The sequence below is a fragment of the Sphingomonas sp. CFBP 13603 genome (assembly GCF_014892665.1).
Taxonomy (GTDB): Bacteria; Pseudomonadota; Alphaproteobacteria; order Sphingomonadales; family Sphingomonadaceae; genus Sphingomonas.
Map to the genome: position 1 here is coordinate 39,988 of NZ_JADBIA010000013.1, position 20,738 is coordinate 60,725.

At 61.0% G+C, this 20,738-nt stretch carries 18 protein-coding genes and 2 pseudogenes; 4 read left to right on the forward strand and 16 right to left on the reverse strand.

The genetic code is table 11. The features are described 5' to 3' along the window. Positions 1 to 19: 19 nt before the first annotated feature. The 3 genes from IFR23_RS17145 to IFR23_RS17155 form a co-directional block, all read right to left on the reverse strand. Positions 20 to 580, reverse strand: coding sequence for a cytochrome b (locus tag IFR23_RS17145; RefSeq protein WP_192976924.1), 561 nt, complete (start codon positions 578 to 580; stop codon positions 20 to 22). 38 nt (positions 581 to 618) lie between these two features. Then, a complete protein-coding gene (locus IFR23_RS17150; protein ID WP_107959521.1) occupies positions 619 to 954 on the reverse strand; it encodes an STN domain-containing protein in 336 nt (111 codons plus the stop codon). Positions 955 to 1,018: 64 nt separating this feature from the next. Beyond that, positions 1,019 to 1,726 carry a DJ-1/PfpI family protein gene (locus IFR23_RS17155; RefSeq protein WP_192976925.1) on the reverse strand — a complete coding sequence of 236 codons (708 nt, stop codon included), beginning with the start codon at positions 1,724 to 1,726 and terminating at the stop codon, positions 1,019 to 1,021. Positions 1,727 to 1,890: 164 nt separating this feature from the next. On the opposite strand from IFR23_RS17155, the gene IFR23_RS17160 reads away from it, so the two are divergent. Next, positions 1,891 to 2,871 (forward strand): GlxA family transcriptional regulator, encoded by a 981-nt coding sequence (locus IFR23_RS17160; RefSeq protein ID WP_192976926.1) that lies wholly within the window; start codon positions 1,891 to 1,893, stop codon positions 2,869 to 2,871. Positions 2,872 to 3,037: 166 nt separating this feature from the next. Here IFR23_RS17160 and IFR23_RS17165 read toward each other — a convergent pair. The 4 genes and pseudogenes from IFR23_RS17165 to IFR23_RS17180 form a co-directional block, all read right to left on the reverse strand. Then, positions 3,038 to 3,363: pseudogene (locus IFR23_RS17165) on the reverse strand (YnfA family protein). A 158-nt stretch (positions 3,364 to 3,521) separates the two neighbouring features. Continuing rightward, positions 3,522 to 4,253 carry a hypothetical protein gene (locus IFR23_RS17170; protein WP_192976927.1) on the reverse strand — a complete coding sequence of 244 codons (732 nt, stop codon included), beginning with the start codon at positions 4,251 to 4,253 and terminating at the stop codon, positions 3,522 to 3,524. Between the two features lie 103 nt (positions 4,254 to 4,356). Continuing rightward, positions 4,357 to 5,250, reverse strand: a complete 894-nt coding sequence (locus IFR23_RS17175; protein ID WP_192976928.1) for an MBL fold metallo-hydrolase — start codon at positions 5,248 to 5,250, stop codon at positions 4,357 to 4,359. Positions 5,251 to 5,264: 14 nt separating this feature from the next. After that, the gene (locus tag IFR23_RS17180) at positions 5,265 to 5,792 is read right to left on the reverse strand and encodes a cysteine hydrolase family protein (RefSeq protein WP_342344992.1); all 528 of its coding nucleotides are present in this window, start codon (positions 5,790 to 5,792) and stop codon (positions 5,265 to 5,267) included. Between the two features lie 74 nt (positions 5,793 to 5,866). Between IFR23_RS17180 and IFR23_RS17185 the strand changes: the two genes are divergently transcribed. After that, positions 5,867 to 6,877 carry a GlxA family transcriptional regulator gene (locus IFR23_RS17185; RefSeq protein WP_244655751.1) on the forward strand — a complete coding sequence of 337 codons (1,011 nt, stop codon included), beginning with the start codon at positions 5,867 to 5,869 and terminating at the stop codon, positions 6,875 to 6,877. A gap of 232 nt (positions 6,878 to 7,109) precedes the next feature. On the opposite strand, the gene IFR23_RS17190 is transcribed toward IFR23_RS17185, so the two are convergent. The 7 genes and pseudogenes from IFR23_RS17190 to traA all read right to left on the reverse strand — a co-directional run bounded on the left by IFR23_RS17190 (position 7,110) and on the right by traA (position 15,389). Continuing rightward, positions 7,110 to 8,209 (reverse strand): IS3 family transposase gene (locus IFR23_RS17190; RefSeq protein WP_192976930.1). Its coding sequence is split into 2 segments (ribosomal slippage): positions 7,110 to 7,957 and positions 7,957 to 8,209, totalling 1,101 coding nucleotides; the frame shifts between segments, so codons are not numbered across the junction. A gap of 56 nt (positions 8,210 to 8,265) precedes the next feature. Then, positions 8,266 to 8,403: pseudogene (locus tag IFR23_RS20580) on the reverse strand (LysR substrate-binding domain-containing protein); the annotation flags it as partial. A gap of 48 nt (positions 8,404 to 8,451) precedes the next feature. Continuing rightward, the gene (locus IFR23_RS20335) at positions 8,452 to 8,679 is read right to left on the reverse strand and encodes a LysR family transcriptional regulator (protein WP_244655752.1); all 228 of its coding nucleotides are present in this window, start codon (positions 8,677 to 8,679) and stop codon (positions 8,452 to 8,454) included. Positions 8,680 to 8,688: 9 nt separating this feature from the next. Next, positions 8,689 to 9,939: an integrase gene (locus IFR23_RS17200; RefSeq protein WP_192976931.1), complete on the reverse strand. Its 1,251-nt coding sequence runs from the start codon at positions 9,937 to 9,939 to the stop codon at positions 8,689 to 8,691. A gap of 124 nt (positions 9,940 to 10,063) precedes the next feature. Beyond that, complete coding sequence (locus IFR23_RS17205) at positions 10,064 to 11,668, reverse strand: type IV secretion system DNA-binding domain-containing protein (RefSeq protein ID WP_192239507.1); 1,605 nt, start codon at positions 11,666 to 11,668, stop codon at positions 10,064 to 10,066. Positions 11,669 to 11,785: 117 nt separating this feature from the next. Beyond that, positions 11,786 to 12,484 carry a DUF6118 family protein gene (locus IFR23_RS17210; RefSeq protein WP_192976932.1) on the reverse strand — a complete coding sequence of 233 codons (699 nt, stop codon included), beginning with the start codon at positions 12,482 to 12,484 and terminating at the stop codon, positions 11,786 to 11,788. Between the two features lie 10 nt (positions 12,485 to 12,494). Further along, on the reverse strand, positions 12,495 to 15,389 hold the full coding sequence (traA, locus tag IFR23_RS17215) for a Ti-type conjugative transfer relaxase TraA (RefSeq protein WP_192976933.1): 2,895 nt from the start codon (positions 15,387 to 15,389) through the stop codon (positions 12,495 to 12,497). Between the two features lie 149 nt (positions 15,390 to 15,538). On the opposite strand from traA, the gene IFR23_RS17220 reads away from it, so the two are divergent. After that, complete coding sequence (locus IFR23_RS17220; protein WP_107964562.1) at positions 15,539 to 15,883, forward strand: conjugal transfer protein TraD; 345 nt, start codon at positions 15,539 to 15,541, stop codon at positions 15,881 to 15,883. 16 nt (positions 15,884 to 15,899) lie between these two features. Continuing rightward, a complete protein-coding gene (locus tag IFR23_RS17225; RefSeq protein ID WP_107964561.1) occupies positions 15,900 to 16,157 on the forward strand; it encodes a conjugal transfer protein TraD in 258 nt (85 codons plus the stop codon). A gap of 129 nt (positions 16,158 to 16,286) precedes the next feature. Here the strand turns inward: IFR23_RS17225 and IFR23_RS17230 are convergent, their stop codons facing one another. Continuing rightward, positions 16,287 to 17,216: a HEPN domain-containing protein gene (locus IFR23_RS17230; protein ID WP_192976934.1), complete on the reverse strand. Its 930-nt coding sequence runs from the start codon at positions 17,214 to 17,216 to the stop codon at positions 16,287 to 16,289. Between the two features lie 407 nt (positions 17,217 to 17,623). Beyond that, positions 17,624 to 20,605, reverse strand: a complete 2,982-nt coding sequence (locus tag IFR23_RS17235) for a TonB-dependent receptor domain-containing protein (RefSeq protein ID WP_192976935.1) — start codon at positions 20,603 to 20,605, stop codon at positions 17,624 to 17,626. Between the last annotated feature and the right edge of the window lie 133 nt (positions 20,606 to 20,738).

The window sequence follows — 20,738 nt, forward strand, 5'->3', positions numbered from 1 at the left end:
ATTTCGGTTCCGGCGCAGCCTAGAACATGCGCGGCAGGACATCGCTTCCAGGCCGTGTGTCGAAATACCGGTGCTTCACGACACCAGCGACATGCAGCCCGATCATGGTCAAAAGCGTGTAGGCCATAACGCGGTGCAGCCACTGGAAAACTGCGAAGCGAGCGTCATCCTTGGATAGCAACTCCGCAACGGGAATGCAGAACAAAGTGACTCCGTCACTTTGACTATAGCTGCTCGACATAGCGTAGCCCATCAACGGCACTGCCACTAGCAGTACGTACATAGCGGTATGGACCGAGGTCGACATCCGCTGTTCCCAGATTGAAATTGCGGCAGCGGGTGGCGGCAGCGCAGTTCGCAATCGGATCGCGATCTGCGTGACGACGAGGCCGAAGACCAGCAACCCGAACGACTTGTGGATCGGATAGAACGTGCCGTATTTTGACGGAACCGTATCGTCGAGCCGGGTCATCCACCACCCTGCACCGAGCATCCCGATAATTAGCAGCGCACGGCTCCAGTGCAGCAGTCGCAAAACAAGGGGATAGCGCGAGACTTCTCGCCCCGAAGCCGTCACCATCAGTGGCCCATCGTTCCGGAACGAGACGCCACCCACGGTTAATTGCTCACCGAAAAGCCGCCGTGGATCATCCGGCCATTGAGTGGCGTATTCCGCAACATGCGGACCAGTGCCTGTTCAGGCGTCAAGCGCCCCTTGATCCGCGCGGTCTTCATGCTGCGCGTCGAGCGGCCTCTTATCCGATCCGTGTCGATCGAAACCGGGCAACGGGTGACACTGGTGAATTTGGCCAACGCCTTGTCCAACGGCATCGACGCGATCGCGATCGGAATCCTGTCATTCTGACAGTCGTAGAAGCTGGCGTCCTGCGCCTTGCCGGCGTGTGGCAGTAGCGCGACGAACCCGATTGCGATCGGAAGCAGGAACTTGGACATGAAATCATCCTTTGACTGAAGCAGGACTTGCCGATGGTATGACCCGTCAGGACGGGTCGCCTCCTCAGCGGCGGTACTGAGCGATGATCGGTCCGATCATCCCTCGGGCGGCGTCTCGCATCTGCGATGAAGCAGCATCCACGGTGCCTGTGCGGAACGGAGGGTGCGGGTCATACTCGATCGCGAACTCCGCTAGTTCGCCTGCTTCGCGTCCAAACGCGTCTGCCGCAACCAGCAGCGCCACCTCGAAGCTACCGATGCCGGGGCCGGCGGTGTAGAGATTGCCGTCGACCGCGGCCCCCGAGCCGGACGCCAGCACCTTGGCTGCGCCAAGGTCCTCGAGAAGCCGTTCGGCGGCAAAGTTGCTTGCGACCGTCCGTCCCTCGATTAACCCGGCCGCACCCAGGAGCGCGACGCCATTGCAGACGCCGATGACATATCGCGCGCTTTCAGCCGCCTTCCGGGTGAAAGCGATGACGTCTGGATCATTCTGGACTTCGGGCGGGTTCATACCAACCGCAAAGACGTCCAGCGGAGGGCACGTCTCGAAGGTGGCCGTAGGCACGGTCGGCCACGATCGAAAGCCTTCGACCACGTCATGGTTCTTCCAGATAAAGTGGATCTGCGATCCTGGCATCATCGCCAGCACGGTCTGCACACCGATGATGTCCATCGGCACGAAGCCGGGTCCGATCAGGATACCAACGTGGAACGGCGGAACGCCTTCGGGCGCGAGCGAGGCGAGCATGCCATCGTAGGAGGTGATCTTCATGGCTGATTCCATCACACGTGTCAGTTGGCAAAGAGCGCACTACCGCCCCGTCACGGATGGCTGTAGGGCATTAATCCCTCAATTTAGGCCATAGGTCGCTTTTGCCGATGCATCCGGAAGCAACTTGCATAGGAGGTGATGTGGCTTGGTTCTAAGGAGGTACGATGTCAGCGCCGTTCGCTTTCTACCTGTGCGAAGGCTTCCAACTTCTGGATCTAGCCGGGCCTACGGCGGCTCTGACTGCGGCAAACCGTCTGCTTGGCACAGACTATTACCGGATCGAACTCGTCTCCAAAGACGGCGATACTGTTTTGGGTGATGCGGGGCTGAGCCTGACGGCACGCCTCGCGGGGTCGTCCCCAGCCGAGACGGTCGTGGTGGTAGGCGGCATGATCGAACCGATGCTGGAACCTGACAACATTGCAGGTATTCAGCGTGCATCTGCCGAAGCCTCTAGCATCGCAAGCATTTGCACCGGTGCGTTCCTGCTTGCCGCTGCGGGCTATCTGGACGGCAAACGAGCAACAACCCACTGGCAGTTCGCGCAAAGATTACAGGATCGATATCCCAGAGTGACGGTCGATGCAGACCGGATTTTCATCAACGATGGTGCGATCTGGACGTCAGCGGGCATGACCGCTGGTATTGACCTTATGCTGGCACGCATTGAGGTCGATCACGGCGCAGAAATGGCCAAATCGGTATCACGCGAGCTCGTCGTGTATCACCGGCGACCAGGTGGACAATCGCAGTACGCCGCAATCTCACAGATGGAGCCGCGGACCGACCGCATCCGCAAGGCGCTAACCTACGCACGCGACCACCTCTCAGAACCGTTGTCAGTCGATCGGCTTGCTGAGGCTGCCTGCCTGAGCGTTCGTCAATTCACTCGCCTGTTTCGGAAGGAGACGGGTGAAACACCTGCACGTGCGATCGAACGTCTGCGCTGCGAGGCCGCACGCATCCGTCTCCGCGACGGGAATGAACCGGTCGGGACAGTCGCGTTATTTGTTGGGTTTGCAGATGCAGAGCGCATGCGGTGCGCTTTCCTACGCAACTTTAGTCATCCGCCGCAGACGCAGCGTCGGCTTGACCAACCACTGGCAGTAAACGTTAGTGGCCTTACCTGCTGGCCTCCAGCATAGCAGTGCTGGCACATCAGATCCTGCAATTCTTCATCCTCGTTACTATTTCTCATTCGGGAAGCGCTAGCAGAAATAGGTTTTGGGACCGTCGCGCGGAGGTAGCGGGGCCTTGTGCCTGTCCCATCTGGGCGGCTTGGTTGACCTTCTCAATCGGGAATTCCGACTGTTAAGCGCGGTGAGGTCCAAAGAAGATTACGCCGGCGCCTAACATGCAGAGTGCCGTGCCAGCCAAATCCCAGCGGTCAGGCCTGACACCTTCGCTCCCCAGAGCCATAGAACCGCAAAGGTGATGTAGATGCCGCCATAGGCGGCATAGGAACGTCCCGCAGCAGCGCTATCGACGCGGGTCAGAAGATAGGCAAAAATCACCAAGGAGAGGCAGCCGGGAATAAGCCAGAACGGAGACTTCGACATGCGAAGCCACGCCCAAAAGGCGAAACAACCGGCAATTTCTGCAACAGCAGCGCACGCGTAGATAAAAGTCGACACCATTTTCAAGTCCTAGCAACCTGACGCGATCATGCTAGTCATGTTTTCTAGCTTTGCTGACCAACTAACCCAATTTTCGAAATAAGTTAAATAAAGCGGCTAAGGCCGTTCTTAGAAAATCAAAATGATGGCTACTTTATGTGACTACGAGGCTAGCCGCCCTAAAATTTGGGTATTATAGCCAGTCCGGAGTTTCCGGTTCTAGTATTGATGGCGCTGATGTAGATTTGCGTCGGGATGGACGATGGTACGTCTATCGAGCCGGCGAATACGCCAGGCGATTCCTTAAACGGCAGCGATGTTGTCACCAGTTTCTTGCCGGCCGACCAGACGGATGCTGTTACCACATACTCTGATGCATCCCATTCTCCCCCCGGGGTGATTGGGCATCCGCACATCAACTCGACCTTAGCTTGAACCACCACGGCACTGCCGCTGCGCATTGCGGTCGGGGTAATCGCCAGCCCAGGCAGTTCGACCATCCAGCCATTGCCGATATCGATTGCCTGGCCTGGCACCATCCATCGTTGAGACTTTACCTGGAGGAGCGACCCAAGCCGCCCAAGTGGTCCAGCCACCTCGATATCGACTAGAGTTGGCTCTGCAATGTCGACAATCGTATCAAAGGTTGCCGCGTCGTCGGTTTGTAACAGTGGAGAGCGACCGGTCGCTCGCATGATCCGGTCAGTGTTCCCGGTGCCGCCCTTCGTAATGCCTTGAGCCAGCGTTTTACCGGACTTGGCGTCGCGGAGGGTGATGCGCGCTCCGCCAGTATGATCGCCGACAAACTTGCCGTCCTGACTCAATACCCGAACCACCACACGGGTAGGCTCAGCGTACGCGGTAGTAGTGACTGCCATCCCAAAAGCTGATACGAAAAGCCCGATTTTCATCCCCATCTCCTTGCTGACATCAACGACTAATCCGCTAGCCGCGTATCAAGCCGTTGCTGACGCCGTGGGGAAGCATCACCGTTGTTGCCCCACGGCGCCTTGCTTAGATCGAAATATTCTCGCCGTCGGCGGGGATAAGTAGCCGCTGAGCGAAGCCTTCCTTTTTAGCAAAGGCTGCGAGATCGGCCCGACTAAGGACACAGTGATTGATTGCTTCCATATGCGTCGCGACGAGCTGAGCGGTCGGTGCCGCGCGATGGACGGATAATACCCCTTGTGGACCCATCAGGATCGGCCCCAGATCAACCCATTGGGCATACCCCGCGTTGAGGACGATGACGTCGGGTTTGTAAGTCTCGACCGCATGCGCCACGGCTGCATCCCAAATAGTATCCCCCACGACGTAAACCGACTTATGCGATTGGTGACGGAAGACAACGCCGCTGACGGGATCGAGCGTTGGCACTGCGCGCAACACAGCGTCTCCGCCATGATGCCCACCTGTCCGGGCAAGTTGAACACCCTTGAAGCGCGTATCCGTCGTCATAATCCGCACATCAGAAAAGCCCTGCCCCCGAATGGTTGCAGCGTCCGTTGCGTTCTGAACGAAGATTGGCATCGCCTTCGGCAGTGCCTTCTGCGCGGCGTCGTCCCAGTGGTCGATATGCGTATGGGTAACTATAACAGCGTCGGCATCGACAAGGTCTGCAACTGCAACTGGCAAAGGAACGAGCGGATTGCGCAAATGGCTCATTGCTGAACCGGGGAAGCCCGGATAGGCCCCTGGATCCGCAAACATGGGATCAACCAGGAACCGCACCCCGGCATAGTTGACGCGAATTGTCGCGTTCCGGATCTGGACTATCGAGTCCCCGGTGCTTGGCGCAGGCAACGGCGCTGCCTTGAGCGAAGGGGCAACGCTGAGGGTAACGGCAGCGGCACCACCGGCTGCCAGAAGCTGGCGGCGAGAGAGGCCGGACAGATTTTCCGACGTCATAGTAATGCTCCAGCTCAGGCAGGAAGGAAGTCGGCGGTGGAGACTACCTGACCGTAGGCAAAGGCGAGTGCAGCCATGAAGGCGGCTTGAACATGGGCCGCAGGGACCTCGACGCCGTTGATCGATAATGCGCGCGTGGCACAGGCGTCATCAATGACGGTCACGGCATAACCGAAGTCGAACGCTGCGCGAGCCGTCGCATCGATGCACATGTGGCTCATCGCGCCGACGATGATCACCTCCTGCACGCTCGCGTCATCGAGCAGCGCCTTCAGCCCCGTGTCGCGAAAGGCGTTGGGGTAGTGCTTGGTGAGCGTTGTTTCACCATCGACGGGCGCTACTGCCGCGATGATTTCGGTGCCGCTCGTACCGATCGCAAAAGGTACCGCGTCCGAATTCGGTGTCTCGTGACGAATGTGAACGATCATCTCCTCGCCGTCACGCGCGGCGGTGAGGACACGCTTCGCATTCGCGACGGCTTGATCCAGATTCTCCAGCGGCAGCTTGCCACTGGCTTCATATTCGTTCTGCAGATCGACCACGATCAGGGCTCGTTTGGCCACAACATTGCTCCCGGTTGAGTATGGAGCCTGTCTAACAGGGTGATCAGGCTTATATGAGTGGCGACAGCGACAAAAACCGGGTTAGAAATGACATGATGGAAATTGCTCTCCTTGCCTATCGTGGAGCCCAGCAAGCAGCGATTTTGGGCATGACGGATCTCCTGATTACTGCCGATCGCGTTGCCGCTGCGTTGCCGGCGCAAGCGCACAGATCCAGGCTAGTGGTCAGTCACTGGGCCGCAGCGAAGGCAACGGGCCGGTTGGAACGCGTTTATACCTCGGCGTCATGCAGCACTGATCCATCGATATGCATTTTGCCACCGGCGTTGGATGGCCCGCATGATGACAGGGATCCAGATATAAAGAGCTGGTTGCTCGAACGGCACGCCGAGGGCGCCGTGCTGGCCTCCATCTGCTCAGGTGCATTCGTGCTTGGCGATACCGGCTTGTTCGACAACCGAACCGTCACGACGCACTGGACCTACGAAGATCGCTTTCGAAGTCGCTTCCCTTTGGCGCGTGTCGATACCGACCGGATCGTCATCGACGATGGTGACATCATCACGGCCGGGGGCGTCATGGCCTGGACCGATCTCTGCTTGACGATCATCGCGAGGTTCATGGGGGATGCCGTAATGATAGAAGTGGCCCGTGGCTTCCTCATTGATCCGCCCGGACGCGAGCAGAGCTATTACAGCGGCTTCAGTCCTCACGTTGGCCACAAGGACGAGGCCATATTGAAGGTGCAAGAATTCCTGGAAAGTAATGAGGGCAAAACCGTCGACGTGGCAGCGCTTGCAGCTCAAGCTAACCTTGAGGAACGGACGCTTTTACGCCGCTTTCAGAAGGCGACCGGCTATACCACGACCGAATACTGGCAACGCCTGCGAGTATCGAACGCCAAGACAAAGCTGCGTGATACAAGGCTTGCTATCGACCAAATCAGCTGGGACGTGGGCTACACCGATCCAAGCGCGTTTCGTAAGGTATTCCATCGCATTGTCGGCTTATCTCCTTCCGATTATCGGCGACGGTTCGCTACGGCGATCAAGACGGTAGCCTGACATTGCCTGCACTGTGTCACCGTCAAAGATGAAGATTCTTGAAACACCATCGATGCTGCGGTGTACGTGCCATCTAGCGTGCTGTTAGGGCGTGTCAGGAATCATGTATTCAGAATATCACACTCGTTCGATCAACAAGCCGATCCCCTGCCCTACGCCGATGCACATGAAGACCATCGCGTAGTGAGGGTCCCCCGGTTTCTCATCCAACCTGAAGGTGAGTTTCCGGCGTTCATTCGGCCGCCTTTGCGGCCGCTGCAGCAGCATATTCGACCGGCGTCATCCAGCCAAGCGATGTGTGAGGACGGCTCTCGTTATAGTCCCGTCGCCAGGCCTCGATCTTGGCTCGGGCGTCGGTCATGGACAGGAACCAATGCGCGTTCAGGCACTCGTCGCGAAGGCGGCCGTTGAACGACTCCACGAAGGCATTGTCGGTGGGTTTGCCCGGTCGGCTGAAGTCCAGCGTGACGCCGTTCTCGTACGCCCAGCGGTCGAGCGCCTTCGAGATGAACTCCGGACCATTGTCCACGCGAATGGTCTTGGGCACGCCGCGGATAGACGAAATCCGTGCCATCGCGGCGACGACATGTTCGCCCTTGATCCCCTGGTCGACGTCAATCGCCAATGCTTCGCGGGTGAAGGTATCGACGACGGTCAACGCTCGTAACCGCCGGCCATCGAACAGGGCGTCCGAGACGAAATCCATCGACCACATCTCGTTCGCCGCCAACGCCGCGGGTTGCCGTTCGCGGTTCGCAGCGCTGACGTTGCGCCTTGGCCTCTTGAGCCGAAGGCTCAGTCCATCATTCCGATATAGCCGATAGACGCGTTTGTGGTTCACGACCCATCCTTCCCGGCGCAGCAGGATGTATATCCGGAAATAGCCATAGCGCGTCCGCGTCGCCGCCAGATCACGGATGCGCATCACCAGCGGTGTCTGGTCCGGCTTGTAAGAGATGTAGTGCACCGACGACCGCTCGACGCCCAGCGCCGAGCAACTGCGCCGTTCGCTTACGGCATGGGACGCCTGGACGTACGCGACGAGTTCGCGTCGTCGTCCAGGCGTCAGAGCTTTTTTGACAGGACATCCTGCAAAATGTGCTTGTCCAGACTCAGGTCGGCAACCAGCTGTTTTAACTGCCGGTTCTCATCCTCGAGCTGCTTCAGGCGCCTCAGCTCGCCAACCCCGAGACCGCCGTACACCTTCTTCCAGCGGTAGAACGTCTGCTCCGAAATCCCCATCCGCCGGATGACTTCGGCCACCGGTGTGCCGGTTTCCGCCTGCTTCAGCGCGAAGGCAATCTGCTCGTCCGTGTACCTAGATTTCTTCATTTCCAGCTCCTTGCCCGAAGGCTTCACAAGGCCGGAAAACTCTCGCTCAAAATGGGCTAAAAAACAGGGGGGACGTCAGTCAGGAATCCCCCCCGAATGTAGAGCCGCAGACCGGGATGATCGCGCGCGAGTTCGGCAATGACGCCGGGCAGGAGGTACGGCCCCAGCGTCGGCGTAACCCCGAACCTGATTGTGCCGACGGCTCGATCGCGGGCGGTAGAGGCGAGGTCGCAGAGATCCTGTCACTCGACCAGCAGCTTGCGGGCACGGTCGGCGATGTCCCGCCCGATCGGCGTCAGGTGTGCCCCCGCCAGCTGACGCTCGACGAGCGTGACCCCCAGTTCGGTTTCCAGCACACGCAGTTGCTGGCTGAGCGTCGGCTGTGAAACATGTGTCGCCGCGGCAGCACGCCGGAAATTGTGTGCGTCGGCGATCGCCACGAGATATTCTAGCTGACGAAAAGTTGGCATTTAGCTTTCCTAGCTTCGGATACGGGACAGTACGCGAGCGTCAACGTTGCTCCGCGCGGCAAGCTTGCGCCCATAGCGCAGCGCGGTTGATGGCGAAGACCAACGCAGCGCCTGCGCAATTCCAACGCCGTCCTCGCCAGCCGCAAACAAATCCTGCGTCAGCCCCACGCGCAGCGAATGGCTGGACAGCGCTCGCGCTGCATCTTCGACCTTCGCGATCGGCATCTCGACCAGCCCCTGATCAAATGCACTTAGTGCCACACGCCGATAAATCCCGTTGACGCCCTGCCGGCTAAGCGAGGCCGTACCAACGGTATACACCGTCCGCGCCGGTTCGGCCTTCTTGCCCTTGAGCTTCTCCTGCCAGTAGCGGGTGTGTCCTGGGATCGCCTCGTACGCCATCGGCGGAACTGCGGCGCGTAGACGGCGCCGATCGACTCCGACACGCCGAAAGACCGGCCCCTCGGTGATGGCACTTGCTACGAGCCAGGCGCCGACCCGCCGCATCGTGTCGGCTGACAGCCAGCCCCAGGCCCCCTGCCCTTCCTGATCGGTCTTGGACGACGGAATGAACAGGAGCGCCGAACCGTCGCTGTGCGGATCGATGTGCGCGACGGTGACCGCGACGAGCTCGCTGACGCGCAATCCCGCATCGTAACCGAGCGACAGCAGGGCGGCATCGCGCAACCCCTGCAGGTCGCCGCCACAGGCGCCTAGCAGCGCCGTCAGCGTAAACCCCTTGGTGTGCGGATCGAGCGTGGTGCCGAAACGCAACGGGGCCGCCTGGCGCTGAGCAGCGCCACGACGCCGGCGCAGGCCCTTGAGCGCGGCGCGGACCATGACGTGACTGGTGGGCGCATGCCCCCTCTCCTGCAGGCCTGACAGGCCGTGTGCGGTGGCGAGACTGGCAACCCGCCGGGCGACCGTGGCGGGCTTGGCGCCCCGCGCCTCGAGCATGGCAATGTAGCGGACCAGGTTTTCGGGCTCGGCGGGCAGCGGGGCGACCCGGATGTCCTCACACCAACGCAGATAGCAGGCCAGGTCTGACGCCAGCGCCGCCTTGCTCGCCGCTGCCATAGCGCCGAGCTGCGCCGCGAAACCGATCTCGCTTACAGGGACACCTTCAGCCGGCAGCGCAAGACCCAGCAACCGGGTAACGCGGACATCGATCGGTTCGACGAGGCCATGTCGCGCTCGGATCGGAAGCCCCTCCCCATCGGTGCGATGGACGACGATCTCGCTCGTGCCCCGCCCACCCACTGGTCCGATTTACCCATCATTTGGGCCTCGTAGCACATACCTGTCGTTACCATAATGTCCGATTATGGTGAGTGCAGTCTGTCCTTCGGAAAGGTGCCTATCAGCGCGCCAGCGGTCAAATCGATCACACGCTGACGAACGTCGCGGTTCGTTGCGACATCTCCCGGTAGGTGACCTTCGCCGGAAACCATTCGGGCTTGGACGGCACTTTGAGATAGCCGCTGAGGTCCGGCAGCCGCTCGATCTCGGATGGCATGACGGCGTCATCGGTGCGCGCTGAAAGGGAATGCCCCCAGCTCTTGCCGCCTGGGGCGGCGCCTTCGTTGAAGCTCTGCTGCATATAGCTCTGCTGGCCGATCAGCGATGACGCGAAGCGTGCCGTACTGGCAGTATCGCCCCCTGCGCACCGCAGGATCAGCCGGGTGCTGCAATTTTCCACCAGTGCGGCCGCAGCGCCATCGCCGTACATCGCGCGTACCTTGCCAATGGTCTGGAACCCAAGCACGCACCGACCACCGAACTTGCGGATACGCTGAAGAGCGTCGTCCAGCCCCTCGATCTTCCCAATCGCATCCAGTTCGTCGGCGACGAACCACGTCGGCGTGGTGTCCCCTTCGAGCCGGCTCATCGTCGCAAAGATGGCCAACCGCATCCATGGTCCGATCAATGCCTTAAGGGCGGCGATCTGGTCGGCCCGGTAGGGCAGGAACACCCAGCGCCGATCGTCCGGGTCCGACGCCCAGCGTGTCAGCGAAAACGACTGCCCGCCGGTCGTGCTGGCGGCATATTCCAGCGCACTCATCGCGTCACCGCTGGATGAGCGCACGCTGTCGAACAGCCGCGTCGCACCCTCAGCCAGAAATGGCTCAGCTGCCGTACCGGCAAGCATTGCGCGCAGTTCCGCGCGATCGGCCATGGCAAACAGCCGGTAGACCTCGACCGTATCGATACCAGTCAGCCGCCCGCGGCGCAGGATCGCAGTGAGCAACGTCCGCGCGCGCGCCGCCCATGTTGCATCCGCATTACCGCCCGGGCTCGGGATCAGCGACGCGGCGAGTTGCTCAGCCGCAAAGTCGTTCGGCACCTCACCCATCATGTCCCAAACGGCCGACCGAGCATCGAACGGGTTCAGGATCACGTCGCCGCGCGCGGCATCGTAGAACCGGGACAGGAACCCGCCGTCCGGATCGGCAATAATCGCTCGGTCGCCGCGCGCTTGTGCACCGCACAGCATTTCGCGGATCGCGACCGACTTGCCGGTACCGGTCGTGCCCATGAGCAGGAAGTGCTTGGGCTCGTCCGCCCGCTCGATTGCAAGGCCGGCAAGCGAGATGACATCGGCACTGCGTGCCTGCATCCGCTGCGTCCGTTTGCGCCAGCGATCGGCGGTGGAGAGTTGCGCGCCGCGCATGACATCGCCCGCCTGAGGCCCCCTGGCCTCTCCCATCACAAAACCAAGAACATGACCACCAATTGCACACAACAGGACCAGTAACGCCGTCGCGATCAGCCACGCCATGATCGACAGGCCCGGGATCCGGCTGAGCATCTCGAGCGGTGCGGCCGTCAGTCCGGACACGGACGCTGCCAGAGATGGCACAACAAACAGCGCCACAAGAATTGAACCTATCGTGGGTCGCCTGTTCTGACGTCTCGCGCTGCGAATGAAGGCGCTCACGGACGCCACTACACTAAGGCCGATGCTGATGCTGGCCAGACCGCTCACCATAACGTCACGCTCCTACCGTCCTCGATGATCGACCCACTGTTGCGCCGCCGGAAAGTGCGGCGGCAGGAATCTCTGGCGTGGAATGCCCGGATGACGTGCGGCCCCGTTCCAAACCCATCATGATTTTTCTCGGTTCTGCACTTCCACCTCTATCGTGCAGCGCACGGCCTTCTTCGCCTTTGCCGCGCGTATGCGGCAGGCCTCCAACACCTCCCGATTTGTGACAGCCATCCTGTTGTTTGCCACGATACCGACGAACGCTGCTGGCGACGCCGTACGCATGAGGTGCTGACCGCCTTCCCACATCGGCATGCGCAAGCTCCGCCCTGCCATCCGTTCTGGCCAGTGCCAGCCTGATGGTGCGGCCCGTACAATCGGGCCGGCAAGGATCGCCCACATGGCCATGCCCAAGGCTAACCCGAATATGCCGACGCGACGAACACGCTGGCGTTGCTCGTCCGCCATCAGATGCGATTTCAGCTGACGGCCGATCTTTGTCGCGACTTCGTCCAGCCCCTCCCTCGCGGCGACAAAGGCGCGGTGATCTTCGCGTCGAGCGTTGTAACTGGCCGCCAGCGTCTGCCGGCCGAGTTCCTCCGGCGTCAGCGACAGCGCCGGACTGTGCACCAGCGCATCCACCCGCTGCGCGGTCGCGGAGAGGTTCTGCGAGATGACCCCCAGGGTCTCGGCGTAATCGGGCATCTCCGATGGTTCGGCACGTTCCGCGGCCAGCCGCTCGACGGCTCGGCGCAACAACGACACCTCGCTGCGCAGATCGTCGAACGCCTTTGCCGCTTCGTCTTCGCCGTCTGCCATATGCGCTTCCCTATCGACTCAAATCGAGATCCTGCTGACGATCGCGGTCCATCCTCATTTGACGCTCCAGGATCTGCTCGATTGTCGGCTCTCTCTCGATCTGGATCCCCAGTTCAGGCGCGCGTCGCGCCAACTCTTCCTTCAGCGCAGGATCCTGGCTGAGGTCATCCATCATTATCGCCATGCGCTGGTGGGCAGGCCCTGTCCTTGCATCTTCGTGGCCAGCCTCAAGCAATCGCCAGCGTTCCATGAACCGATCGGCGCGCAAGGCCGGATCGCTCCGGACCCGGGCTTCCTCAGCCATGGCGCGAACAGCGCCACGGACGTCGCCAGCAGCGGCGTCCCGCGCGAGCTTCGGATTGCGCTCGATTGCCGAGTTTAGATCATCCGCTCGGCGGTAGCGGGTTTTGTCGAGCGCTTCGCCAGCACGGGTGAGAGCCGTTTCCTGGTGCGGCAGCACCGGCAGGCCCTTGTCCCGCATGCCGGCAATATCGACGGCAGCGCGTGCATAGCGCTGGATCGCCGTGGCTGCACTGGGCTGCCTCGTGCTTTCAGGCACAGGTTCGTCAGCATGGCGAACCTCCTGCGGCCTGGGCTTGAACCCAGCAAACATGCTTCTCGCCTTAACTTCTACCTTGTGTGGGATGTCCCGCACTCGCTCGGGCAACCGGATCTCCCGCCTGTCCGCGAAGCCTCGTGCCGCGTCATCAGGAACGGCCGCGTAATCGGCGGCCATGTCCTTCGCCCGATCACGTGACAGGACTGCAGCGAGCTTTGCATCGCTCGCAAAATCGTCGTGACCATAATGCAGCTTTACCCCGTCCCGATGCCGCGACAGCGCAACATAGGCGGCGTGTCGGTCCATGCCCGGCGTAGCCAGTACGTGTACCTGATCGACCGTCACACCCTGCGACTTATGGATGGTCGCGGCGTAGCCGTGATCGATCGCCGCATAGTCCTTCACGTCGAAGGCAACCGAACAGCCATCGTCCAGCCGCACCGCAAGCGTCCCCGGGGCCGCATCGTGGATCGTGCCCAACGTACCGTTCTTCACCCCCAGCCCGCGCTCGTTGCGCAGGAACATGATCCGGTCGCCGGTTGCAAACGACCGCGCGCCACGCTCTGCTTCGATGGTCACGTCTTCGCCAAGGTCGCCGCTGTCCCGCAGCCGCGCGCGTGCTTCGCCGTTGAGCGCCTGCACCTCGGCATTGGTATGCGTAAGGATGATGCGGCTCTTGTCCGGCTCGGCCTGGCGCTGCTGGTCCCAACCGTCGACGAGCGCGGCCCGCGCCTGCTCGCGCGTGCCCGCCGCAGTCACCATGCCGTGCTCGCGGTACGCGCCAATCGCCTCGGATGTCATGCCGGTTGCCAGCCACCGCGTTGCGTCCCGCTGCCAGTCGTTGCGCTGCCGCCGGATCTCAGTGATCTCGGCGGCCCCGTGGCGCTCGCTGATCGACCGGAACGCAGCGCCCGCCTCGATCGCCTGGAGCTGCTCGGGATCGCCGACCAACACGACCTTGGCGCCGGCCTGGTCCGCCGCAGACATCAACCGCTCCATCTGGCGTGTCCCGATCATGCCGGCCTCATCGACCACCAGCACATCGCGGGGTCCAAGCCGTTCGCGGTCCCTGCCCCATGCATATTCGAGGCTGGCGATGGTGCGCGACGCGATGCCCGAGCCGGCTTCCAGATTTTCCGCTGCAATGCCGGAAAGGGCAGCCCCGCGGACGGTGTAGCCGGCATCCTCCCACGCCTCACGCGCCACGCCTAGCATCGCCGACTTGCCGCTGCCGGCATAGCCGACGACGGAGGCAAGACCGTCACGCGTCGTGATCCGTCCCAACGCGTCACGCTGCTCGCCCGAAAGTGTAAGCCCCCTGCCCTCAGCATTCTCCAGCGCACGATTGACCTGGCGGGCGGAAACGAAGTGATCGTCAGTCGCGGCCAGCCGGTCAGCGGATCGCTCCAGACGCGCTTCCACGGCGATCATGTCGCGGCTGGTAAACCGCGCGTCGCCGCGGCCATCAAGACCAAGCGCCACGAGGTCCGGCGAGGCCTTCGTCGCCGCCATGACCTGATCATACTGATCCTTGCCATCCGAGTGTCGGAACGCGAACACCGCAAGGTCGCGGGTCGTAAACGTTGCCTGGGTGCGCGTGATCGCGTCTAGCGCGACGGTCGGCTCGGCAATGATCCGCTCACCGTTCTCGCGAGCAATTCGGGCGTGATCTTCGATCCGCTCGGCTTCCAGCCCCTGTCCGGGTCGACGTGATGCCGCCGGTCCGATCTTATGCTGCGGCTCGAGCGCGATGCCCTGTTCGGCATAGGAGCGATGATCGATACGCGTATCGATCCCAAGCTCTGCCAGTCGTTCGTTAACGTGTGCGCTCCACGCCGCGCGCCACTCCTGCAGCAGCTCATTTCGATTCCAGTCACGCTCCTTCTGGCCAAACCCGTCAGGGCCCACTTCGCGCATCGCCAGCATGACGTGTGCGTGTGGCTTTGGACTACCGTCTTCAGCATGATCCCAATGCACATTGAGGTCTGCGACCATGCCGAGGTCGACAAACTGCTGCTTTACGAAATCGCGTGCGAGCGAAATGCCCTGATCGCGGTTCATCTCTCGCGGGATCGAAAACTCTACCTCACGGGCCAGCTGCGCGTCCTTGCGCTTCTCGCCCGCCTCAACCGCGTTCCACAGCGTCGTGCGATCGCGCAACCGCTCCGGCGCGCCTTCGGGCAGCAGCACTTCGGAATGAACGACGCCGGTCTTGTTCGAAAAGTTGTGATGTCGCTCGAGCCGTTCGTCGAACAGGTCGCTGGCCGAACGATAGGCCGCCGACGCAACTGCACTCGAGCCGTTCGCACGGCTGATGATCTTGGCCGAGAAATGGTAGATCGCCATGACGGGTCTCACCTGTTTCTGCAGTGCCACGTCGGTCCCGACGTATAAGCGCGCACTCACGACCAACTTCGTCGGCCGCTCATGACTTGATAGACTATCCGCAAGGTGAGATACTGGCAAGACGTGATGAACCATCAGGAACAGACACGATGCGTAAAGTCCGGGACTACGACGCTGAGCTAAAAGCGCTGAATGATCGCGCTCGAGACATCAAAGCGAAGAAGATTCAACAGCTTGGTGAGCTGGTGATCGCAACAGGTGCCCATGCGCTCGATGTGGAGACGCTCGCTGGCGTTCTGCTTGCTGCGGCGAACACAACAGATCCCGAACAAAGGGAGGCATGGCGCAGCAAAGGCGCCGCCTTCTTTCAACGACGCGGGCGCAAGTCGGACGGTAGCCAGGGCTCTGGTGAAAAATCTGGCGGCGACGACCTCGGCCGAGCGCTACAACCGGGTGGCGATCCTCCGCCTGGAAGCGGCGCGGCGTCGGACTGATACGCGAAGCTGGGCTGTGCAACGTCGCGAACGCACCCGACACCTGATCGAGCTTGGTGGCCTTGTTCAAAAAGCGGGTCTGGTCGACCTCACGGACGATGATCGTGCGACGATCTACGGGGCGCTTCTCGACATGGTGGCGAAGGCGCGCGGCGACGGCTCCGACAACATTTTGCTCTTGTGGAAAAGACGCGGAAAACGCGCGTTCGATATGGAGGCGGACGACAGTTCTCGAACAGACAGGAACTTGATGCTTCGATCGCAAGGCTCCTGATGCGAAGACAGCCAGCACGATGTGATCAGCAAATCTGTCGACACATTAGCCACAAACATTGTGCTGAAGCTGACCCGCAGGTGCGAGCTGTCGCAGGTCGTTTGCCGCACCTTCTAGGAATGGCGCGCTCTACTCTGCAGCGTCGAGAAGTTGGGACTGCAGCGCTGCCAACCGCTCAATGCACAACGTGTGAACGACCCTACCCAGATCTTCGACACGCGCGCCAAGCCAGGTAAGCTCCTCTGCGCTGATCCTGTAATGCTTTGAATAGCGCGCCTTGACGTAGGCGTCCTTCAACTTTTCGAACATCGCTCGCTCGCGGCGATTGCTCAGTGGCCAGATGCCATGAAGACGGCTGTCGAGCCGCTCAGCCTGCGTGCGTAGAAAACCAAGATTATGGTTATGAGGCGTATAAAACGTGAAAACCAAAAGCATGCAATGGTAGAGACTCTCTGCAACTTGATGAAGCTCAAACGCGGTTTCTCGGAGATGACCTTTCTCGAGGCCGAATCCGACAAACTCGTATCTCCTCATCGCCGTTGAAAACCATTCATCGAAATATTCTTTAGCCATCGCATACGCCTGCTCAGGCGTCTTCGGCTTTGGTTGATGAAGTTCCGTTTCGTCAGCTTCGTAGAGCGCGATACCGTCCTTGGCGATGTCCATGAAAAAGTAGCGGCCGTGCGCGAGACCGTCATTCACCTGCTGCAGCGAATGAACAATAAAATTGACTGGCGTCTGCAACGTCCTGGTAATCGCCCGTTCGCGGTTCAGCCGTTCTTCCGCTTTGTACCAATAGGTGGCGCGGTCGACGACCTCTTTCTGGCTGACGATAACCAGCAGATCGAAATCGGACTGATAGCCTTTGGCGGTGTGTGGCTCGTCGATCCAGCCGCCCCGCGCATACGATCCGTAAAGGATGACCTTGAGGACCCGCGCGCGCTTGCGAGGGCCCGTGGCATCACCATTGGCCGCGTCGAACTCCTCGAACAAGATCTGCACGACGCGCTCGATCTCGCGCTGTTTTGCGGACGGCAGATGATCAAGGTCGCGGCGCATGATTGCTCATCCTAATCCACGTTCGACGCGAAGCCCAGTGCACCCTCCCCCTGTGTTTACGGGATATACAGCTGACCGCCTTATGGCCAGAGTGTCACGCCCGACGTCGTCGTCGCCTCCGACCCAAAAGCCGGACATCCAAGACTGGTTGGCGGCTTCCCTACTCCCGACACTCGTTCAGATGGATCGTTTTCCGACAGTATCAGCACAAACTTAACGCGTCGCTTCGACTGAGAGGTGGGGCGGTTAGTGCGAGTTGTCAGACGAGAACGTTAGGCAACGTCCTTGGGGGCTGTGCTCGGCACTGCCTCGTCATGCAGACCTTGTCACGTACCCGTCTTATACTACGCACGAAAATACAAGAATAGCGGCAGCTCGAGTGATGAGCCACCGCTATTATTTCGTTATCAGAACTTGAAGTTCGCACCTGCACGGAACGTCCGTCCAATCAGGCCGGCATAATGCCACGTGGTCAGATAGTTCGGCGAGCTTGCGTAGGAGGCCGGAGCGATCGGCGCGCGTGCGCCGAGGATGTTGCCGACGTTACCAAAGAACGAGAAGTCGTCGTTCACCGCTACCGTCGCGTTCAGATCGACGTTGATGAAGCTGTTGACGTAGCAGAACCGATCGACGGGCACGCCAGCCTGCGACGACTTGTAGAGGCTGTTGGCGCACGACGTATCGAGGCGGCCCTGGTCGGTGGCGACCGCCTTGATCTTGCCGACATAATAGGCGGTTGCGGTCAGCGAGAACTTGCCAGCCGCGATCGTGTTCTGCCAGTTGCCACGCCAGTTCGGCGTGCCGTTGCCCGATGACAGATCATACGGACCCATCGTGCCAGCGAACTTCTGGACGCCCTGCGCCGTGTGGCGATCATATTGGATGATGTAGGTCGCCTCGACCCGGCTGGTGAATCGGATGCCCTCACCAAGCGGGATCCGCGCGGTCCCCGAGAAATCGAGGCCCGACGTCTTGTCGAAGTTCACGTTCACGAACGGCGCGTTGATGATCAGCAGGCGGGGCAGCGCGTTCGGGAACGCCGGATCGACGCCGTCGACCGTGTTGACGGAATAGCCCTGCCCAACTGCAGCCACCGCGGCGGTTGCGGCGGCCAAGTTCGACTGCCGGTAGTAGGCGACAATCGCGTCGCCCGCGAGCGGACCGTTGGCGATCAGGTTCGACTTCTTGACGTTGTAATAGTCGATCGTTGCGCTGAACCACGGCGTCGGCTCGACGATGATGCCGCCGGTGAAGCTGCGCGACGTCTCGGGCTTCAGATCCGGATTGCCGACGAACCCGCGGCCAACCGAATAGTTAAGGTTATACGGGTTCCCGCCCGTGACGCAGGTGTTGGTGGCCGTCGCCGAGCCGCCATGCGCCGCGCAGAAATTCCCCGGAGGCTGCGTGTTGACGAAGCCGGCATATTGCGACCGCGGACCAGACTCGGCGAACGTCGGCGCACGGAAGCCCTGCGAATAAGTCCCGCGAACCGCGAACTGGCGGATCGGCGTGAACTTGAAGCCGACCTTAGGCGAGAAGCGACCAAAGCCTTCCGAATAGTGATCATATCGACCCGAACCGTTGATCTCGAGAATGTCGAGCACGGGTGCCTGAATCTCGAAATAACCCGCCGACACGGTGTGCTTGCCGAACGCCGAAGAAGTAGTGAGGCCGTAGGTATCGAGCAAGGCGTTCTGGTTATTGTTGACCAGCGATTCACGCCGCACCTGGCCGCCGACTGCGACCATCACGGGACCGCCCGGGAGATCGAACAGCTTCTTGGTGATCGCCGCATCGAGCGAATACATTTCGGAATTCGACGGCGTGATCTTGTTTGGCGAGACGAAGTCGCGGACCGCCTGCGAATTCAGCGTCGGATTGACGAAGTTATACGCGCCGGTGTTGATCGCATTGAGCGTGTTGGCGATGTTCAGATAGCCGCGCTGGACAATTTCCAGATTGTCGCGGGCGTAAACGCCGTCGACCTTCCAGGTCCAGTCGTCGCCGACCGTTCCGTGAAGACCGCCGGCGAAGCGGTACACTTCGTTGGTACGATCGCTGCCGGCGTCGATGTCGCCGAACGAATAGTAAATGCGCGCTGCGCCGTTTGCCGGATTGTTGGCGAATGCCGTGGCGTACGGGTTGTTGGGGTTGAGCTGGCGACCGGGCGCACCGGGAGTCGCGCAATTGATGCCCGCCGTGCAGATGTAGACCGGCAGAACGATACCCGGATTACTCGACGCCAGCGACGGAGCGCCGCCATAAGGCTGGGTGTTACGCAGAGCGCGCGGCGCGTTGTTGATGCTGACGTAGCTGTTCGAATAGCTGCCGGTCAGATAGCCCTCGACATTGTCCGCCAGCCGCACGCTGATGCGCCCGTTGATCGAATATTTGCGCTGGAATGGAGCGAGCTGGAAATACTCGTCTTCCAGGTTGTGCTTGCAGCCGACGCCGTTGGCGACACCGGTCTGGGTGAAGGTGCCGCGTGCACAGTTGTCGAGATTCAGCGTCGTGTAGTTGGCGTTTGCGATCGCCGTACCGCCGCTCAACGGATTGTTGAGGTCCGTCTGCGTCGTGCGCACGACGACCGCGTTCGGCGTCGCGGTGGTCAGCGAGTTGTCGGCGCCGTTATTGTCGTTGCCGCCGATCGAGGTCAGATCGCGGTTGTTGTACGGGAAGCCACGGCTGTGGTTGCTGACACGACCGTCCTGCTGGAATTCGCCGTTCAGATAGACGTTGAAGCCCTTGTCGGCATAATCGCCATAGCCGATCGTCAGGTTGGCGCGCTGGCGCTCCGCATCGCCGCGGCTGCTGGCACCCGCCTCGACCGTGCCGGCGATGCCGGTGAACTGCTTCTTGAGGATCAGGTTGACCACGCCGCCGATAGCGTCGGCGCCATAGGTTGAAGATGCGCCGTCCTTCAGCACTTCGACGCGCTCGATCAGACTGAACGGGATCGAGTTGAGATCGACGTAGGAATTATGGCCATCGTCGTTGATCGGAAAATTGGCCGAGCGCAGGCCGTCGACCAGCACCAGCGTCGACGAGACGCCGAGGCCTCGCAGCGATACCGCGACGCCGCCGGCGGAAAAGCCGCTCTGGAAGCCCACGCCGATCGAACCGCCGCTATCGGCCGAGACCGAGCGAATCGCTTCAGCGGCCGTCGTTATACCGGCCTTGGCGAGACTGTCCGCAGTCAGCACCGTGACGGGCGACGGCGTTTCGGTGTTGGTCCGGCGGAACAGCGATCCGGTGACAACAATGTCGTTCGCTTCGGGCTCAGCGGCTTGCTCGGTGGGCGCGACACCAGGCTCAGCCGGTGCCGTCTGCGCGAAGCCAGCGGTGCTCAGATTCAGCAGGATAGCAAGCGGCGCAGCGCCGGCACACACAGACGGCTAACAATAACGCGATTGAACGGGCGCATGCAGTTCTTCCCCAACTTTTACTATTGTCGTGACCGGCTCTATTGAGCCGCGACGCCCCCCCGGGTGTCTGACCCGTCGTCACCTGCCTGACGACATT

What these genes read in the sequence shown, in the direction of transcription:
- IFR23_RS17145 (WP_192976924.1), bottom strand. Translation starts at nt 580, where the DNA reads ATGGTGACGGCTTCGGGGCGAGAAGTCTCGCGCTATCCCCTTGTTTTG.
- IFR23_RS17150 (WP_107959521.1), bottom strand. Translation starts at nt 954, where the DNA reads ATGTCCAAGTTCCTGCTTCCGATCGCAATCGGGTTCGTCGCGCTACTG.
- IFR23_RS17155 (WP_192976925.1), bottom strand. Translation starts at nt 1,726, where the DNA reads ATGAAGATCACCTCCTACGATGGCATGCTCGCCTCGCTCGCGCCCGAA.
- IFR23_RS17160 (WP_192976926.1), top strand. Translation starts at nt 1,891, where the DNA reads ATGTCAGCGCCGTTCGCTTTCTACCTGTGCGAAGGCTTCCAACTTCTG.
- IFR23_RS17170 (WP_192976927.1), bottom strand. Translation starts at nt 4,253, where the DNA reads ATGAAAATCGGGCTTTTCGTATCAGCTTTTGGGATGGCAGTCACTACT.
- IFR23_RS17175 (WP_192976928.1), bottom strand. Translation starts at nt 5,250, where the DNA reads ATGACGTCGGAAAATCTGTCCGGCCTCTCTCGCCGCCAGCTTCTGGCA.
- IFR23_RS17185 (WP_244655751.1), top strand. Translation starts at nt 5,867, where the DNA reads ATGAGTGGCGACAGCGACAAAAACCGGGTTAGAAATGACATGATGGAA.
- IFR23_RS20335 (WP_244655752.1), bottom strand. Translation starts at nt 8,679, where the DNA reads ATGCCAACTTTTCGTCAGCTAGAATATCTCGTGGCGATCGCCGACGCA.
- IFR23_RS17205 (WP_192239507.1), bottom strand. Translation starts at nt 11,668, where the DNA reads ATGGTGAGCGGTCTGGCCAGCATCAGCATCGGCCTTAGTGTAGTGGCG.
- IFR23_RS17210 (WP_192976932.1), bottom strand. Translation starts at nt 12,484, where the DNA reads ATGGCAGACGGCGAAGACGAAGCGGCAAAGGCGTTCGACGATCTGCGC.
- traA (WP_192976933.1), bottom strand. Translation starts at nt 15,389, where the DNA reads ATGGCGATCTACCATTTCTCGGCCAAGATCATCAGCCGTGCGAACGGC.
- IFR23_RS17220 (WP_107964562.1), top strand. Translation starts at nt 15,539, where the DNA reads ATGCGTAAAGTCCGGGACTACGACGCTGAGCTAAAAGCGCTGAATGAT.
- IFR23_RS17230 (WP_192976934.1), bottom strand. Translation starts at nt 17,216, where the DNA reads ATGCGCCGCGACCTTGATCATCTGCCGTCCGCAAAACAGCGCGAGATC.